14 protein-coding genes are annotated in these 13,611 nt (G+C 71.4%); 1 reads left to right on the top strand and 13 read right to left on the bottom strand.

The window, feature by feature from the left end; genetic code table 11:
- Positions 1-98 precede the first annotated feature (98 nt).
- The 11 genes from ACFQ7C_RS14545 to ACFQ7C_RS14495 all read right to left on the bottom strand — a co-directional run bounded on the left by ACFQ7C_RS14545 (position 99) and on the right by ACFQ7C_RS14495 (position 9,177).
- Positions 99-962, bottom strand: a complete 864-nt coding sequence (locus ACFQ7C_RS14545; protein WP_378902431.1) for an aldehyde dehydrogenase family protein — start codon at positions 960-962, stop codon at positions 99-101.
- Positions 959-2,455, bottom strand: a complete 1,497-nt coding sequence (locus ACFQ7C_RS14540) for an aldehyde dehydrogenase family protein (protein ID WP_378902428.1) — start codon at positions 2,453-2,455, stop codon at positions 959-961. The genes ACFQ7C_RS14545 and ACFQ7C_RS14540 overlap by 4 nt, the downstream gene beginning before the upstream one ends.
- 17 nt (positions 2,456-2,472) lie before the next feature.
- Positions 2,473-3,480 carry a deoxyribose-phosphate aldolase gene (gene deoC, locus ACFQ7C_RS14535; protein WP_378902425.1) on the bottom strand — a complete coding sequence of 336 codons (1,008 nt, stop codon included), beginning with the start codon at positions 3,478-3,480 and terminating at the stop codon, positions 2,473-2,475.
- A 53-nt stretch (positions 3,481-3,533) separates the two neighbouring features.
- Positions 3,534-4,478, bottom strand: a complete 945-nt coding sequence (locus ACFQ7C_RS14530; protein ID WP_378902422.1) for a sugar-binding transcriptional regulator — start codon at positions 4,476-4,478, stop codon at positions 3,534-3,536.
- A gap of 115 nt (positions 4,479-4,593) precedes the next feature.
- A complete protein-coding gene (locus ACFQ7C_RS14525) occupies positions 4,594-4,968 on the bottom strand; it encodes a hypothetical protein (RefSeq protein WP_378902419.1) in 375 nt (124 codons plus the stop codon).
- 32 nt (positions 4,969-5,000) lie between these two features.
- The gene (locus tag ACFQ7C_RS14520; protein ID WP_378902416.1) at positions 5,001-5,792 is read right to left on the bottom strand and encodes a hypothetical protein; all 792 of its coding nucleotides are present in this window, start codon (positions 5,790-5,792) and stop codon (positions 5,001-5,003) included.
- A complete protein-coding gene (locus ACFQ7C_RS14515; protein WP_378902413.1) occupies positions 5,789-6,760 on the bottom strand; it encodes a bifunctional riboflavin kinase/FAD synthetase in 972 nt (323 codons plus the stop codon). Before ACFQ7C_RS14515 ends, ACFQ7C_RS14520 begins: the two co-directional genes overlap by 4 nt.
- A complete protein-coding gene (locus tag ACFQ7C_RS14510) occupies positions 6,757-7,176 on the bottom strand; it encodes a hypothetical protein (RefSeq protein WP_378902470.1) in 420 nt (139 codons plus the stop codon). The genes ACFQ7C_RS14515 and ACFQ7C_RS14510 overlap by 4 nt, the downstream gene beginning before the upstream one ends.
- A gap of 68 nt (positions 7,177-7,244) precedes the next feature.
- Positions 7,245-7,613: a hypothetical protein gene (locus ACFQ7C_RS14505; protein ID WP_378902410.1), complete on the bottom strand. Its 369-nt coding sequence runs from the start codon at positions 7,611-7,613 to the stop codon at positions 7,245-7,247.
- Positions 7,610-8,497, bottom strand: coding sequence for a tRNA pseudouridine(55) synthase TruB (gene truB, locus ACFQ7C_RS14500; protein ID WP_378902407.1), 888 nt, complete (start codon positions 8,495-8,497; stop codon positions 7,610-7,612). The genes ACFQ7C_RS14505 and truB overlap by 4 nt, the downstream gene beginning before the upstream one ends.
- Positions 8,497-9,177, bottom strand: coding sequence for a uridine kinase (locus tag ACFQ7C_RS14495; RefSeq protein ID WP_378902404.1), 681 nt, complete (start codon positions 9,175-9,177; stop codon positions 8,497-8,499). The genes truB and ACFQ7C_RS14495 overlap by 1 nt, the downstream gene beginning before the upstream one ends.
- A gap of 129 nt (positions 9,178-9,306) precedes the next feature.
- Here ACFQ7C_RS14495 and ACFQ7C_RS14490 point away from each other — a divergent pair, with 129 nt between their 5' ends.
- Positions 9,307-10,173 carry an A/G-specific adenine glycosylase gene (locus tag ACFQ7C_RS14490; RefSeq protein WP_378902401.1) on the top strand — a complete coding sequence of 289 codons (867 nt, stop codon included), beginning with the start codon at positions 9,307-9,309 and terminating at the stop codon, positions 10,171-10,173.
- Between the two features lie 73 nt (positions 10,174-10,246).
- On the opposite strand, the gene rbfA is transcribed toward ACFQ7C_RS14490, so the two are convergent.
- Positions 10,247-10,681 carry a 30S ribosome-binding factor RbfA gene (gene rbfA / locus ACFQ7C_RS14485; protein WP_378902398.1) on the bottom strand — a complete coding sequence of 145 codons (435 nt, stop codon included), beginning with the start codon at positions 10,679-10,681 and terminating at the stop codon, positions 10,247-10,249.
- A gap of 65 nt (positions 10,682-10,746) precedes the next feature.
- A complete protein-coding gene (infB, locus tag ACFQ7C_RS14480; RefSeq protein WP_378902395.1) occupies positions 10,747-13,581 on the bottom strand; it encodes a translation initiation factor IF-2 in 2,835 nt (944 codons plus the stop codon).
- Between the last annotated feature and the right edge of the window lie 30 nt (positions 13,582-13,611).

The following is a 13,611-nucleotide window of genomic DNA, read 5'->3' as shown; positions in this document are numbered from 1 at the left end:
GGTTTGCGCCCGGCCGGCCCCCCCCCCCCCCGGCCGACGCGGGGGGGGGCCGCCGGCGCGGCCCCGGGCCCGCGCCCCCCCCGCCGGCGGGGTGATCTCTACACGAGGCTCTTGGGGTGCCAGACCGTCTTGGTCTCGGTGAACGCGGTGATGCGGGCGAGGCTCGGGGCCGCAGCATCCGTCCCGTTCTCGGGAGGGAGAACGCGCGTGAGCGTCTCGGCTGCCGCGATCTGCAGGTCGATCCAGTCGAGGTCGCCGGCGCCGACGAGGTCGAGCGCGTGCACGTCGGGGTGCGACGCGAGCCACGGCGCGATCTCGGCGGGCGAGCCGGTGAGCACGTTGACGACTCCCCCGGGCACGTCGCTGGTCGCGAGCACCTCGGCGAGCGAGATCGCCGAGAGCGGGAAGCGCTGCGAGGCGACGACGACGACCGAGTTGCCGGTCACGAGCGCGGGCGCGATCGCCGACACGATTCCCACGAGCGCCGTGTCCTGCGGGGCGACCACCCCGACGACGCCGGTGGGCTCGGGCACCGAGATGTTGAAGTACGGACCGGCGACCGGGTTGCCGTTGCCGGCGACCTGGCCGAACTTGTCGCACCAGCCCGCGTACCAGACCCAGCGATCGATCGCCTCGTCGACCTCGGCGCCGGCGACGGATGCCGTCACGCCGGTCTGCTGCACGATCTCGTCCACGAACTGGGCGCGGCGGCCCTCGAGGATCTCGGCGACGCGGTACAGCACCTGGCCGCGGTTGTAGGCAGTGGCGCCCGACCAGCCCTTGACGGCGCCGCGCGCGGCGACGACGGCTTCCCGAGCGTCCTTGCGGGAGGCGAGCGCGGCGTTCGCGAGGAAGTCGCCCTTCGGCGTGGCCACCTCGTACGTGCGGCCCGACTCGCTGCGCGGGAAGGCGCCGCCGATGTAGAGCTTGTAGGTCTTCGGCACGGTCAGACGCTTGCTCACGCCGACACCTCCTTCTTCGAGCGGCCGGCTTCGACTCGGCGCGCGGCGTCGGCCGCCGATGCACCCTTGAGGTACGCGGCGAGGCCGTGGCGGCCGCCCTCGCGGCCGTAGCCCGACTCCTTGTAGCCACCGAACGGCGACGACGGGTCGAACCGGTTGAACGTGTTCGCCCATACGACGCCCGCGCGCAGCTTGTCGGCAACGGCGAGGATGCGCGACCCCTTCTCGGTCCACACGCCGGCCGACAGGCCGTACGGCGTGTTGTTCGCCTTCGCGATCGCCTCGTCGGGTGTGCGGAAGGTCAGCACCGACAGCACCGGGCCGAAGATCTCGTCCCGCGCGATGCGGTGGCTCGACTGCACGTTCGTGAAGATCGTCGGCGCGAACCAGAATCCCTTGTCCGGGATGACGCACTCGGCGGTCCAGCGCTCCGCGCCCTCCTCGTCGCCGATGCGCGAGAGCTCGCGGACACGATTGAGCTGCTCGAGCGAGTTGATGGCGCCGATGTCGGTGTTCTTGTCGAGCGGGTCACCGAGACGCAGCGTCGACAAGCGGTCCTTCAGCCGGTCCACGACCTCGTCATGGATAGACTCCTGCACCACGAGGCGGCTTCCCGCGCAGCACACCTGGCCCTGGTTGAAGAAGATCCCCGTGACGATGCCGTCGATCGCCTGATCGATCGGGGCGTCCTCGAAGATGATGTTCGCGGCCTTGCCGCCGAGCTCGAGCGTCACCTTCTTGTCGGTGCCGGCGACGGCCTTCGCGATCTCCCGGCCGACGGCGGTGGATCCGGTGAACGCCACCTTGTCGACGTCGGGATGCCGCACCAGCGCCGCGCCGGTCGCCCCGGCGCCCGTCACGATGTTGACGACACCGGGCGGGAGGTCGGCCTGCTGCAGGATCTCGGCGAACAGGAGCGCGGTGAGCGGAGTCGTCTCGGCGGGCTTGAGCACGACCGTGTTGCCGGCCGCGAGAGCCGGAGCGATCTTCCACGCGAGCATCAGCAGCGGGAAGTTCCAGGGGATCACCTGGCCGGCGACGCCGAGGGGCTTCGGGTCGGAGCCCAGGCCCGCGTAATCGAGCTTGTCGGCCCAGCCGGCGTAGTAGAAGAACCACGCGGCGACCAGCGGCACGTCGACGTCGCGGCTCTCCTTGATGGGCTTGCCGTTGTCGAGGCTCTCCGCCACGGCGAGCTCGCGGGCGCGCTCCTGCACGAGCCGTGCGATGCGGAACAGGTACTTGCCGCGGTCGCGGCCGCTCATCCTCGACCACGTCTTGTCGTAGGCGCGGCGCGCGGCGGCGACGGCGGCGTCGACATCCGCTTCGCTCGCTGACGCGATGGTCGCGATGTGCTTCTCGTCGGAAGGCGAGATCGTGGCGAACGACTCTCCTGTCCCGGGGCGGAAGTCGCCGTCGATGAACAGCCCGTACTCGTCGCGCAGGTTGAGGATCGCGCGGGACTCGGGGGCCGGCGCGTATTCGAGGAAACTCATGTCTCTGGTCCCTGATCTCAGTCGATGGTCACGTAGTCGGCGCCGGAGTAGTGCCCGGTCTTCAGCTTCTGACGCTGCAGCAGCACGTCGTTGAGGAGGCTCGACGCCCCGTACCGGAACAGGTGCGGCTGCAGCCACTCCTCGCCCACGATCTCGGCGACCGTGACGAGGTACTTGATGGCGTCCTTCGAGGTGCGGATGCCGCCGGCCGGCTTCACGCCGATCTTCTCGCCGGTGGCCCGGTGCCAGTCGCGCACGACCTCCAGCATGAGGAGGGTCACCGGCAGCGTCGCCGCCGGCTGCACCTTTCCGGTCGAGGTCTTGATGAAGTCTCCGCCGGCGAGGATCGCCAGCCACGACGCGCGCTTGATGTTGTCGTAGGTGGTGAGCTCGCCGGTCTCGAGGATCACCTTGAGCGACGCGTACGTGCCGTCCTCCCGACGGCACGCCTGCTTGACGCGGGCGATCTGGTCGAACACGAGGCCGTAGCGTCCGGCGAGGAAGGCACCTCGGTCGATGACCATGTCGATCTCGTCGGCGCCGTGCGCCACCGCCTCGGCGGTGTCGGCGAGCTTGATGTCGAGCGATGCGCGGCCGCTCGGGAACGCCGTCGCGACCGCGGCGACGCTCACTCCGCCGTCATCGGGGTCGCCGTGCGCGGCACCGAGCGCCTCGACGGCGAAGGGCACCATGTCGCCGTACACGCACACCGCCGCCACCCGCGGACACGTCGGGTCCGAGGCATCCGGATTCAAGGCCTTCGCGACCAGCGACCGCACCTTGCCCGGCGTGTCGGCGCCTTCGAGGGTCGTGAGGTCGATGAGCTCGATGATCTTGTCGAGCGCCCACGCCTTGGACGTGGTCTTGATGGAGCGGGTGCCGAGGTCGGCGGCGCGCTGTTCGAGGCCGACCGCGTCGACGCCGGGGAGCCCGTGGAGGTAGCGCCGCAGCGTGGTGTCGTCGGGCTGCCCGCCGAGCAGCTCGACGGCGCGCTCGGGCAGCGTCACGATGGAAGTGCCTGACATGTTCTGACCTGGCTTTCGTTGAGGTTCGAGAGAGGGGATGCTGACGCCGCGGCTCACCCGTCGAGCAGGTGCTGCGCCGTGGATTCGTCGGTGACGAGCGCGGTGCACAGGCGTGAGCCGATGACGGCGTCCGCGATCGCGCGCTTGGACGCGCCGGTGATCACGGCGATCGCGACGTCGGCGCGACGCAGGTCGTCGAGCGACAGCCCGACGGTTCGCCCATCGAGATCGGCGTCGACGATGCGCCCGTCGGCGTCGATGTACCGCCCGACCACGTCGCCGACGGCGCCGGCGGCGACCAGCCGGTCGATGTCGTCGGTGGAGAGGTAGCCGCTGTCGACGTGCACAGATCCGTGGTCCGCGCCGCCTGCACTGAACAGGTACGCGTTCGCGGACCGCGCGGCCTCGAGCACGCGAGCCACGACGCGGTCGGCCTCGATCGCCTCCTTGGTCGACCGCTGCTCGAGGATGGCGGGGCTGGGGAGCAGTGCCGCGGCGCCGCCCCCTTTCTGCGCGATGCTGACCGCGGTCGCTGCCGCCGTCCCGGGCCGCGGGGTCATGCTGACGCCGCCGTTGATCTGCACGACGTCGGTGGCGCGCGACCACCCGTCGCGCAGGTGGTGCGCGACGTCGGAGAGCGTGCGCCCCCAGCTCACACCGAGCACCCGGGGGCTCGGCCGGAGGGCCGAGAGGTAGTCGGCGGCCGCCTGTGCCACCCGCTGCCTGAGCTCGTCCTCGCTGCGGACGCCTGCGCGCGAGACGACGACGGCGTCGGCCAGACCGCGCTCGTCACGGAGGCGCCTCTCGAGCTGGGGACGGCGAGCGCGGGAGTGGAGGATCTCGATGCGGACGAAGCCCTCTTCCTTCGCCTGGGTGAGGAGGCGCCCGACCTTCCAGCGGGTGATCTGAAGGCTCCGGCCGATCTCCTCCTGAGTCAGGTTCTCCTCGTAATAGAGCTCGGCGGCGCGGATCGAGAGAAGCTCGTCGACGGCGTCCACGATCCTCCCTTCGTCGTCCCTTCAAGGCTGACACACCTCACCGAACGGCGCCAACATCTGAACAGACTTTGCTCAGATGAGCAGCCAGCCCCTGGCTCGCGACGGGATGGACGCCTCACCCGCCGGTGCTCGCCGGCGGCGAGGCGGTGACCTTCGCGTGCCTCACCAGCACGATGAGCCCGATGCCGACAACCACGACGAAGGCGATGGACAGCGTCGTGAAGGCGAACCAGTTGCCGTCGAGCGCGAGCACGATCGCCGCGGAGATCACCGCGATGCCGGCGGCGACGAGCTTCGAGCCGAACTTGAGGCCCATCCCGGGGCTCAGCCGCCCCGCCGGGGAGTCGCCGCGGGCGAGGATCAGGTCGGCGAAGGCGTCGAGCGTCGCCAGCAGCGAGGCGGAGTAGGCGACCGCGCACCCCAGAGCACCCCACAGGTTGGGGGAATCGGAGGCCGCGGCGTCGGCGGCCAGGAGGACCAGCGCGTGCACGCCTCGATCGTAGAGGTACCTCGGGTGCGGGTCTACGGGTGGGACGGCGACGGCTGCTCGTACGCAGGCGGCGGCTCGTGCGGAGGCGGCGATACGGACGTGGGGGCCTGCAGGAGCGTGCTCACGAGCTCGTCCGGCGTGACGCCGCGGCGTGCGGCCTCCGCGCCCAGCAGCGCGAGCGATGCGGCCGACAGCGGCGCCCCCGGTTCACCGGCATGCCCCTCCGGCCGCTCGCGGATCAGCAGCGACAGCACCGGAAGCACGATCGCTCCGAGGGCCGCGAGGATCGAGAAGATGCCGAGCACACGGGCGTACGTCTCGCCGCCGTACTCATCGGTCCAGATCGGGACGACCACCAGCCCGAAGACGATCACGAAGAGTGAGAGCGTCACGATCAGACCGATGCGGATCGCCTTGCGGCGGCGGTCGGCGAGCAGCAGGAGCAGCGAGGCGAACGAGAAGGCGACGGATGCTGCGACCATCGTCCAGGCGGAGTCCCAGAACAGCTCCCAGTCCCACCCCGGCTGTGCCCAGACGATGATGAGCACGAAGATCGCAGCGACCACCGACACTCCCGCGCCGATGAACCCGAACGTCTGGAGCCTTCGCCCGACGAGCGAGACGCAGCACAGGACGGCGACGCTGAAGGCACCCACCACGGACGTGGTGCTGAGGACGCGCCATGCGGTGGGCCCGAGCTCGGCCCCGAGCAGGACCACGATCCCGCTGATCGCGGCGGCGCTGAACGAGACGACGATGACGGCGACGATGATGCGGCGGGCGAGCGAGACGGGCGTGCGCGTCCTGCTCGCCGGCTCGGTCATGTCAGCTCCTCACGCACCTTTGCGACGTCCGCGGTCATCGTCTCGATGAGCGGCTGGATCCCCTCGAACGCGACCATACCGCGGATCCTCGACACGAACTCGATCTCGACGACGTGTCCGTACAGGTCGAGCTCGGTCTCGTCGAGCACGTACGCCTCGACCTGGCGCACCTCGACGTCGTCGAACGTGGGGTTCGTGCCGACGCTGATCGCGGCCGGGTACCGCACGCTGCTGCGCGGCTCGGATGCCCCGTCCCGGGGCATCCCCTCGTCCACCAGCCAGCCGGCGTAGACCCCCTCGGCGGGTACGAAGCCTTCGAGGTCGGCAGAGAGGTTCGCGGTCGGGAAGCCGAGCTCGCGACCGCGCTTGAGTCCGTGGACGACCTCGCCGCGCACCGCGTGGGGGCGGCCGAGCAGCCGTGTGGCGCCGGTGACGTCGCCCGCGTCGAGGAGCTCGCGGACCCACGTCGACGACACCCGGCGACCGGCGTCGATGGCGCGGACGTCGTCGACGACGTCCACGTCGAAGCCGAATTCGGCGCCGAGCTCGCGCAGCAGCTCGGGGTTGCCTGCGCCGCCGCGACCGAAGCGGAAGTCGGCGCCCACCATCACGATGCGCACCCCGAGCGCGCCGACGAGCACGTGCTCGACGAACTCCCGGGCGCCGAGGTCGGCGAGCGCACGGTCGAACGTGAGCATCAGGGTCGCGTCGACGCCCGCATCCGCGAGCAGACGCAGCTTCTGCTCGACGCCCACCAGGCTGTCCGGGCAGATCTCGGGGCGCAGCAACGCCAGCGGGTTGCGGTCGAAGGTGACCGCGACGACGCGCGCACCGGAGGCCGCAGCATCCACTCGCGCGCGATCGATGACCGCACGATGCCCCGAGTGCACGCCGTCGAACTTGCCGATCGCGACGACGGAGGGACCGAAGCCCGCGGGCACCTCGCCCGGATCGCGGAAGACGATCACGACGCGACCGCCGCCGGTGCGGGCGTCTGGGCCGGAGCGCCGGGGCGGTGGGTCGCGAGCCACCAGATGCCGAGGAACGGCAGCACGAGCGGGACGAAGAGGTAGCCCATGCCGAACCACGACCATACGGTCGGATGCGCGAAGAGCTCGGGCATGACGAGGCTCAGGGTTCCGATCACGAGCACCCCCACGAGCTCGAACACGATCGCCACCCAGGCGACCGCGTACCAGCCGGGACGGCCCGCGAACACCAGCGCGAGCGTGGCGACGATGTAGACGACCGCCGAGAGCGCCGACAGCGTGTAGGCGACCGGCGCCTCGTCGAAGCGCTCGACGATCTGCACGAAGGATCGACCGGTGGCGCCGAGAGCCATGATCGCGTAGACGATCACGAGCACGCGGCCGATGCCGGTCATGCGGGGGCGAGCGGGAGTGGTCGACATAACCAGACGAGTTTAGTTCGTGTCGCCGGGCGTCGGCTTCGTCAGGCGACCTGCACCGTCCAGATGACGTGCATGCGCCACACCATCACCGCGATGGAGAGGGCCGCGATGCCCATGATCACGGTGCTCCAGCGACTGCGCTCGAGCAGCGCCCACGCGACGGCCGCGAGGGGCAGCAGCACGGCCGACACCAGGTACACCCAGAACTCGAGCAGGCTGCCCGACGGCGGATTGCCGGCGAACGGCGCGATGATCGCGACCACGACCTGCACCAGCAGCAGCAGTTCGACGAGGGCCAGCGAGCCGACCGTCCAATCGCTCGGGCGGCGCCCCGCCAGGCCCGCGACGACGCAGAACAGACCCGCGACGACGGCGACGACGACCTGGGCGATCGTGAACCACAGGATCATCGGCCTGCCTCCTCGGGCATGTTCATGGCGCTCTTGACGTCGCCGCCGCGGCGCTCGACGATGCCCACGAGCACGCCGTCCGGGGCGATCGCCGCGGTGGGGTTCGCCAGGAGTCTGTCCGCGGCGCCCAGCAGCCGCTTGCCGTGGCGGAGGTCGCGCGCCTCGTCCGCGGTGACGTCGAACCGCCCGAGCACCGCGGCGGCCGCGGCAGCAGGGTCGAGCAGCGGAGCATCGGCGAGTGCGTCCACGGCGGCGGCCGACGTGACGTCGAAGGGGCCGATGCGCGTGCGCCGCAGGGCGGTGAGGTGGCCGCCGACGCCGAGCGTGGCACCGAGGTCGCGGGCGAGCGAGCGGATGTACGTGCCGCTCGAGCAGTCGACCACGACGTCGAGGTCGACGGTGCCGCCGGATCGGCGTTCGGCGAGCACGTCGAACCGCGAAACCGTGACCTCCCGCGCCTTGAGCTGGACGTCCTCCCCCGCGCGGGCGAGGTCGTAGGCGCGGCGCCCGTCGACCTTGATCGCCGAGTAGGTGCTCGGCACCTGCGAGATGCGGCCACTCAGGCCGGCGACGCCGGCCGTGATCGCGACGGAGTCGAGGGACGCGGCATCCGTCTCAGCGATGACGGCGCCCTCGGCGTCGTCGGTGTCGGTCGACACACCCAGGCGGATGGTCGCCTCGTACGTCTTGTCGAGCCCGACCACGAAGGTCAGCAGGCGCGTCGCGCCCTCGACGCCGAGGACGAGCAGGCCCGTCGCCATCGGATCGAGCGTTCCGGCGTGGCCGATCTTGCGGGTGCCGAGCGCGCGCCGCGCGCGCGCGACGACGTCGTGCGAGGTGATGCCGCCGGGCTTGTCGACGAGCAGGATTCCGGGTGCCGCCATCAGCCGCGCCCGACGATCCGGGGGTGTGCGAGGTCGGCGTTGTCGACGATGACGGATGCTGCGTCCCGCGGGCGCGCCTCGTTCAGGTAGAGCTCCTGCCCCTGCCGGTAGCGGGCGTTCGACGGCGCGTCGGGGTCGGGATCGGAGCCGTCGCGCATCGCCATCCGGCCGTAGGAGATGTCGAAGGGAACGTCGAGCCACACCGACCAGTCCCACAGGTCCTGCAGCTCGGGACGGTTGAGGAAGATGCCGTCGACCACGAGCACCGCGTCGAGCGGAGCGGTGACCCACTGCGACTCGACGGGCGCGTCACGGGCCTCGTCGAACGCGGCGAGCTGGAACCCGGCCGTCCCCGCGGTCTGCGCCCCGTCGCGGAACGGGTCGACCAGCACACGGCGGAAGGTGGCGTAGTCGTAGGAGTCCCGGTAGAACCCCTCGGGACTGCGGCGCCCACGGACGTACCGCTCGGCGCGGGGCCGGTGGAAGCCGTCGATGCTCGCGCGGAACACCGCATCGCCGGTCTCGGCGAACACTTCGGCCAGGCCGTCGGCGAACACCGTCTTGCCCGCGCCGTCGAGTCCGTCGATCGCGACGATCACGCGTCCGGCGGGGTACCGCCGGCGCACCCGATCGCGCAGCTCGCGCCACAGCGTCGTAGTCGGTGTGACGGGCAGGCGCATGGTTCCAGCCTAAGCCGCGCGGACGCCGCGACCCGCCCCGCCGCTTCCTTCCGGCGCCGTGCGGCGACGTGCCCTTTCGCGGTTCCTGGAAGCGCGAAAGGGCAGGTTTCCGCACCTACGCTGGAAGGCATGCCCGATCTCGCCGCTCCCCTGGTCGAGTGGTACGAGTCCAACGCCCGGGACCTCCCGTGGCGGCGGCCCGGATTCGGGGCGTGGGGCGTGCTGGTGAGCGAGTTCATGCTGCAGCAGACGCCCGTGAACCGGGTCATCCCGCACCTCGAGGCGTGGCTCACGCGCTGGCCGACGCCGACCGATCTCGCTGCCGCCGCCCCTGCGGACGCGGTGCGACAGTGGGCGAACCTCGGCTACCCGCGCCGGGCGCTGTGGCTGCACCGCGCGGCCGTCGAGATCCGCGACCGCCACGACGGCATCGTCCCGCGAGACGTGGACGCTCTCCTCGCGCTCAGCGGCATCGGCGACTACACCGCTCGGGCCGTGGCGGTCTTCGCGTACGGGGACCGGCACCCCGTCGTCGACACGAACACGCGGCGGGTGCTCGCCCGCGCGGTGGCCGGCAGGTCGCAGCCCGGTCCGCCGTCACGCCGCGACCTCGAAGCGATGGAGGCGATCCTGCCGGAGGACCGCACCGCGGCCGCGGTGGTGAACGCGGCGGCGATGGAGCTCGGTGCGACGGTCTGCACCGCCCGGGTCCCCCGCTGCGACGCCTGTCCGCTGAGCGACCGCTGCGCCTGGCTCGCCGCGGGCCGCCCCGACACGGGCGATGAGCGCCGCAAGCAGGCACGCTACGAGGGCAGCGACCGGCAGGCGCGCGGCGCCGTGCTGAAGACGCTGAGGGATGCCGCGACCCATGCGGTTCCGCTGGCCGACGTCGTGCCGGACTGGCCCGACACGCTGCAGCGCGACCGCGCCATCGACTCCCTCATCGCGGACGGGCTGGCCGAGGCGACCGAAGGGATGCTGCGGCTCCCCGTCTGAGCGACACACCTGCGTACGGAGAACGCCGCGACCGATGATCTCGGTCGCGGCGTTCTGTGTGCGTTGAGGACGCTTACTCGTCGTCGTCGAGTTCGCGCGGCTTGAGGTACGGGTCGGCGTCGCCTGCGTACGTGGCCGAGGCGGCGAGCCCCGCGACAGCGGCATCCCGCTCCTGCGCCTCGCGCAGCAGATCGGCGATGTGGCCGGCGTTCTCGGGGATGCCGTCCGGGATGAACTCGAGCGACGGGGTGAGACGCACGTTGAGGTGCTTCCCCACCTCGGAGCGCAGCATCCCGGTCGCCGCCTTCAGCGCCTTCGCGGAATCCTCGCGCTCCTCGGCGGACCCGAGGACCGTGTAGAACACGGACGCGTGCTGGAGGTCGCCGGTGACGCGGACGTCGGTGATGGTGACGAAGCCGAGGCGCGGGTCGCGCAGACCCTTCTCGAGCCTCTCGGCCAAGATCACGCGGATGCGGTCGCCCAGACGGGCCTGACGTTCCGAAGACATGATGATGCTCCTTTCGAAGCGCGAGGGACGCCCTGACGGATCAGGACGCCCCTCGCGTGCGCGGCTTACGCGCGGGGCTTCTCGACCATCTCGGTGGTCTCGATCTCGTCGCCCACCTGGATGTCGTTGTACTTGCCGAGGCCGATACCGCACTCGAAGTCCGTGCGGACCTCGGTGACGTCGTCCTTGAAGCGGCGCAGCGACTCGATCGCCAGGCCGTCGGCGATGACCACGCCGTCGCGGATGACGCGCGCCTTGGCGTTGCGCGTGATCGTGCCCGACCGGACGATGACACCGGCGATGTTGCCGAACTTCGAGGAGCGGAACACCTCGCGGATCTCGGCCACACCCGACTGGACCTCTTCGTACTCCGGCTTGAGCAGGCCCTTGAGCGACTGCTCGACGTCGTCGATCGCGTTGTAGATGACCGAGTAGAACCGGACATCCACACCCTCACGGGCGGCGCGCTCGCGCGCCTTCGTGTCGGGACGGACGTTGAAGCCGATGACGATCGCGTTGTCGATCGTCGCGAGGTTGATGTCGGACTCGGTGATCGCGCCCACGCCGCGGTGGATGATCCGCAGCTGGACGGAGTCGTCGACCTCGATCTTGAGCAGCGACTCCTCGAGCGCCTCGACGGCACCCGACACGTCACCCTTGATGATGAGGTTGAGCGACTCGACCTTGCCCTCTTCGAGAGCACGGGTGAAGTCCTCGAGCGAGATGCGCTTGCGGGCCTTGGCCAGCTGGGCGTTGCGCTCGGCGGCCTCACGCTTCTCGGCGATCTGACGGGCCGTGCGGTCCTCCTCGGTCACGATGAACGTGTCGCCGGCGCGCGGCACCGAGTTGAGACCCTGCACCTGGACCGGACGCGAGGGGTAGGCCTCTTCGACCGCGTCGCCGTTCTCGTCGATCATGGCGCGCACGCGGCCATAGGCCGTGCCCGCGACGATCGCGTCGCCGACGCGCAGCGTTCCGGACTGGATGAGCACGGTGGCGACCGAACCGCGGCCCTTGTCGAGCTTGGCCTCGATCGCGACACCGCGGGCGTCCTTGTTCGGGTTCGCCGTGAGGTCGAGTCCGGCATCGGCCGTGAGCAGCACGGCGTCCAGGAGCTCCTGGATGCCGGTGTTCTGGCGAGCCGACACATCGACGAACAGCACGTCGCCGCCGTACTCCTCGGCCACCAGACCGTACTCGGTGAGCTGCTGGCGCACCTTGGCCGGGTTGGCGTCGGGCTTGTCGACCTTGTTCACCGCGACCACGATCGGCACGTTCGCCGCCTGCGCGTGGTTCAGGGCCTCCACCGTCTGCGGCATGATGCCGTCGTCGGCCGCGACCACGAGGATCGCGATGTCGGTGACCTGCGCACCGCGGGCACGCATGGCGGTGAACGCCTCGTGACCGGGGGTGTCGATGAAGGTGATGGCGCGGTCGATGCCGTCGTGCTCGGTCCAGACCTGGTACGCACCGATGTGCTGCGTGATGCCGCCGGCCTCGCCCGCGACCACGTTGGTCTGGCGGATGGCGTCGAGCAGTCGCGTCTTACCGTGGTCGACGTGACCCATGACGGTCACGACCGGAGGCCGGATCTCGAGGTCTTCCTCGTTCTCCGCCTCCAGCTCGGCCTCGAGGTCGAGACCGAAGCCCTCGAGGAGCTCCTTGTCCTCGTCCTCGGGCGAGACCATCTGGATCTTGTAGCCGAGCTCGGCGCCGAGCACCTCGAACGTCGCCTCGTCCAGCGACTCGGTGGCCGTGGCCATCTCGCCGAGGTTGAAGAGGATCGTCACGAGCGTGCCGGGCTGCACGGTGTAGCCGCGCAGGGCCTCGAGCTTGTCGGCGAAGTCGGCGATCGATGCGCCGCGGCGCATCCGGATGATCTCGCCGTTGCCCTTCGAGACGTTGACGCCGCCGACGACCGGGGCCGACCGCATCTCGAATTCCTGGCGCTTCGCCCGACGCGACTTGCGCTGCTTCGACTTGCCGCCGCCCTTGCCGAAGGCACCGGCGGTGCCACCGCCAGGACCACGGCCACGACCGCCGCCACCGCCGGGACGACCGGCGAAGCCGCCGGGTGCGCCCGCGCCGGGCGCGCCGCCGGGGCGCTGGAAGCCGCCGCCACCGGCACCGCCGGGACGACCGGGGCCGCCGGGACGCTGCTGGAAGGGCGCGCCGGGACGACCGCCGCCACCGGGGCGACCCGCACCGCCCGGGCGCGGAGCGCCGGGACGCGGGGCACCCGGGCGCGGAGCCTGGGGACGCGGGATGTTGCCGGGGCTCGGGCGCTGGCCCATGCCCTGCGCCGACGCGAAGGGGTTGTTGCCCGGGCGCGGGCCCGCGGGGCGCTGGCCCATGCCCTGCGACGAGGCGAAGGGGTTGTTGCCGGGGCGCGGCGTGCCACCCGGACGCGGGGGCTGGGGCGTCGCGGCGGCGGGGCCGGGCTTGGGCCCGCCGGGCGCGGCCGGAGCCTCCGGCGCCTTGGCGGCGGGAGCCGCCTTCGCGGCCGGAGCGGCGGGAGCCGGTGCCGCGGGGGCCTTCGCGGCGGGAGCCGCCGGTGCAGCCTCTGCGGGGGCGGCCTTCGCGGCCGGTGCCGCGGGGGCGGCCGGACGCGCCGGACCGGGCTTCGCAGCCGGGCCGGGACGACCCGCGGGCGCTCCGGGCCTCGCCGCGGGCGCGGCGGGTGCCGAAGCGGCGGGCTTCGCCGCAGCGGGCGCCGCGTCAGCGGACTTGTTCGCGCCGTCGGCTTCGAGTGCCGCGCGGAGCTTCCGCGCGACGGGGGGTTCGATGGTGGACGAGGGGCTCTTGACGTATTCGCCGAGCGCCTTCAGCTTCTCGAGCGCGACCTTGCTGTCGACGCCGAGCTCGGAAGCGATCTCGTGCACGCGTGGTTTGGCAGCCACAAATTCTCCTGTCTGGGTCCACCCAGGCAG

Source organism: Microbacterium sp. NPDC056569, assembly GCF_042793475.1.
Classification (GTDB): domain Bacteria; phylum Actinomycetota; class Actinomycetes; order Actinomycetales; family Microbacteriaceae; genus Microbacterium.
Note: the sequence above shows the minus strand (reverse complement) of the source record. Positions and strands in the feature narration are given on the sequence as shown.

Excerpts from the sequence above, each read along its gene's own strand:
- ACFQ7C_RS14540 (WP_378902428.1), bottom strand. The coding sequence starts at position 2,455 with ATGAGTTTCCTCGAATACGCGCCGGCCCCCGAGTCCCGCGCGATCCTC.
- deoC (WP_378902425.1), bottom strand. The coding sequence starts at position 3,480 with ATGTCAGGCACTTCCATCGTGACGCTGCCCGAGCGCGCCGTCGAGCTG.
- ACFQ7C_RS14520 (WP_378902416.1), bottom strand. The coding sequence starts at position 5,792 with ATGACCGAGCCGGCGAGCAGGACGCGCACGCCCGTCTCGCTCGCCCGC.
- ACFQ7C_RS14510 (WP_378902470.1), bottom strand. The coding sequence starts at position 7,176 with ATGACCGGCATCGGCCGCGTGCTCGTGATCGTCTACGCGATCATGGCT.
- ACFQ7C_RS14505 (WP_378902410.1), bottom strand. The coding sequence starts at position 7,613 with ATGATCCTGTGGTTCACGATCGCCCAGGTCGTCGTCGCCGTCGTCGCG.
- truB (WP_378902407.1), bottom strand. The coding sequence starts at position 8,497 with ATGGCGGCACCCGGAATCCTGCTCGTCGACAAGCCCGGCGGCATCACC.
- ACFQ7C_RS14495 (WP_378902404.1), bottom strand. The coding sequence starts at position 9,177 with ATGCGCCTGCCCGTCACACCGACTACGACGCTGTGGCGCGAGCTGCGC.
- ACFQ7C_RS14490 (WP_378902401.1), top strand. The coding sequence starts at position 9,307 with ATGCCCGATCTCGCCGCTCCCCTGGTCGAGTGGTACGAGTCCAACGCC.
- rbfA (WP_378902398.1), bottom strand. The coding sequence starts at position 10,681 with ATGTCTTCGGAACGTCAGGCCCGTCTGGGCGACCGCATCCGCGTGATC.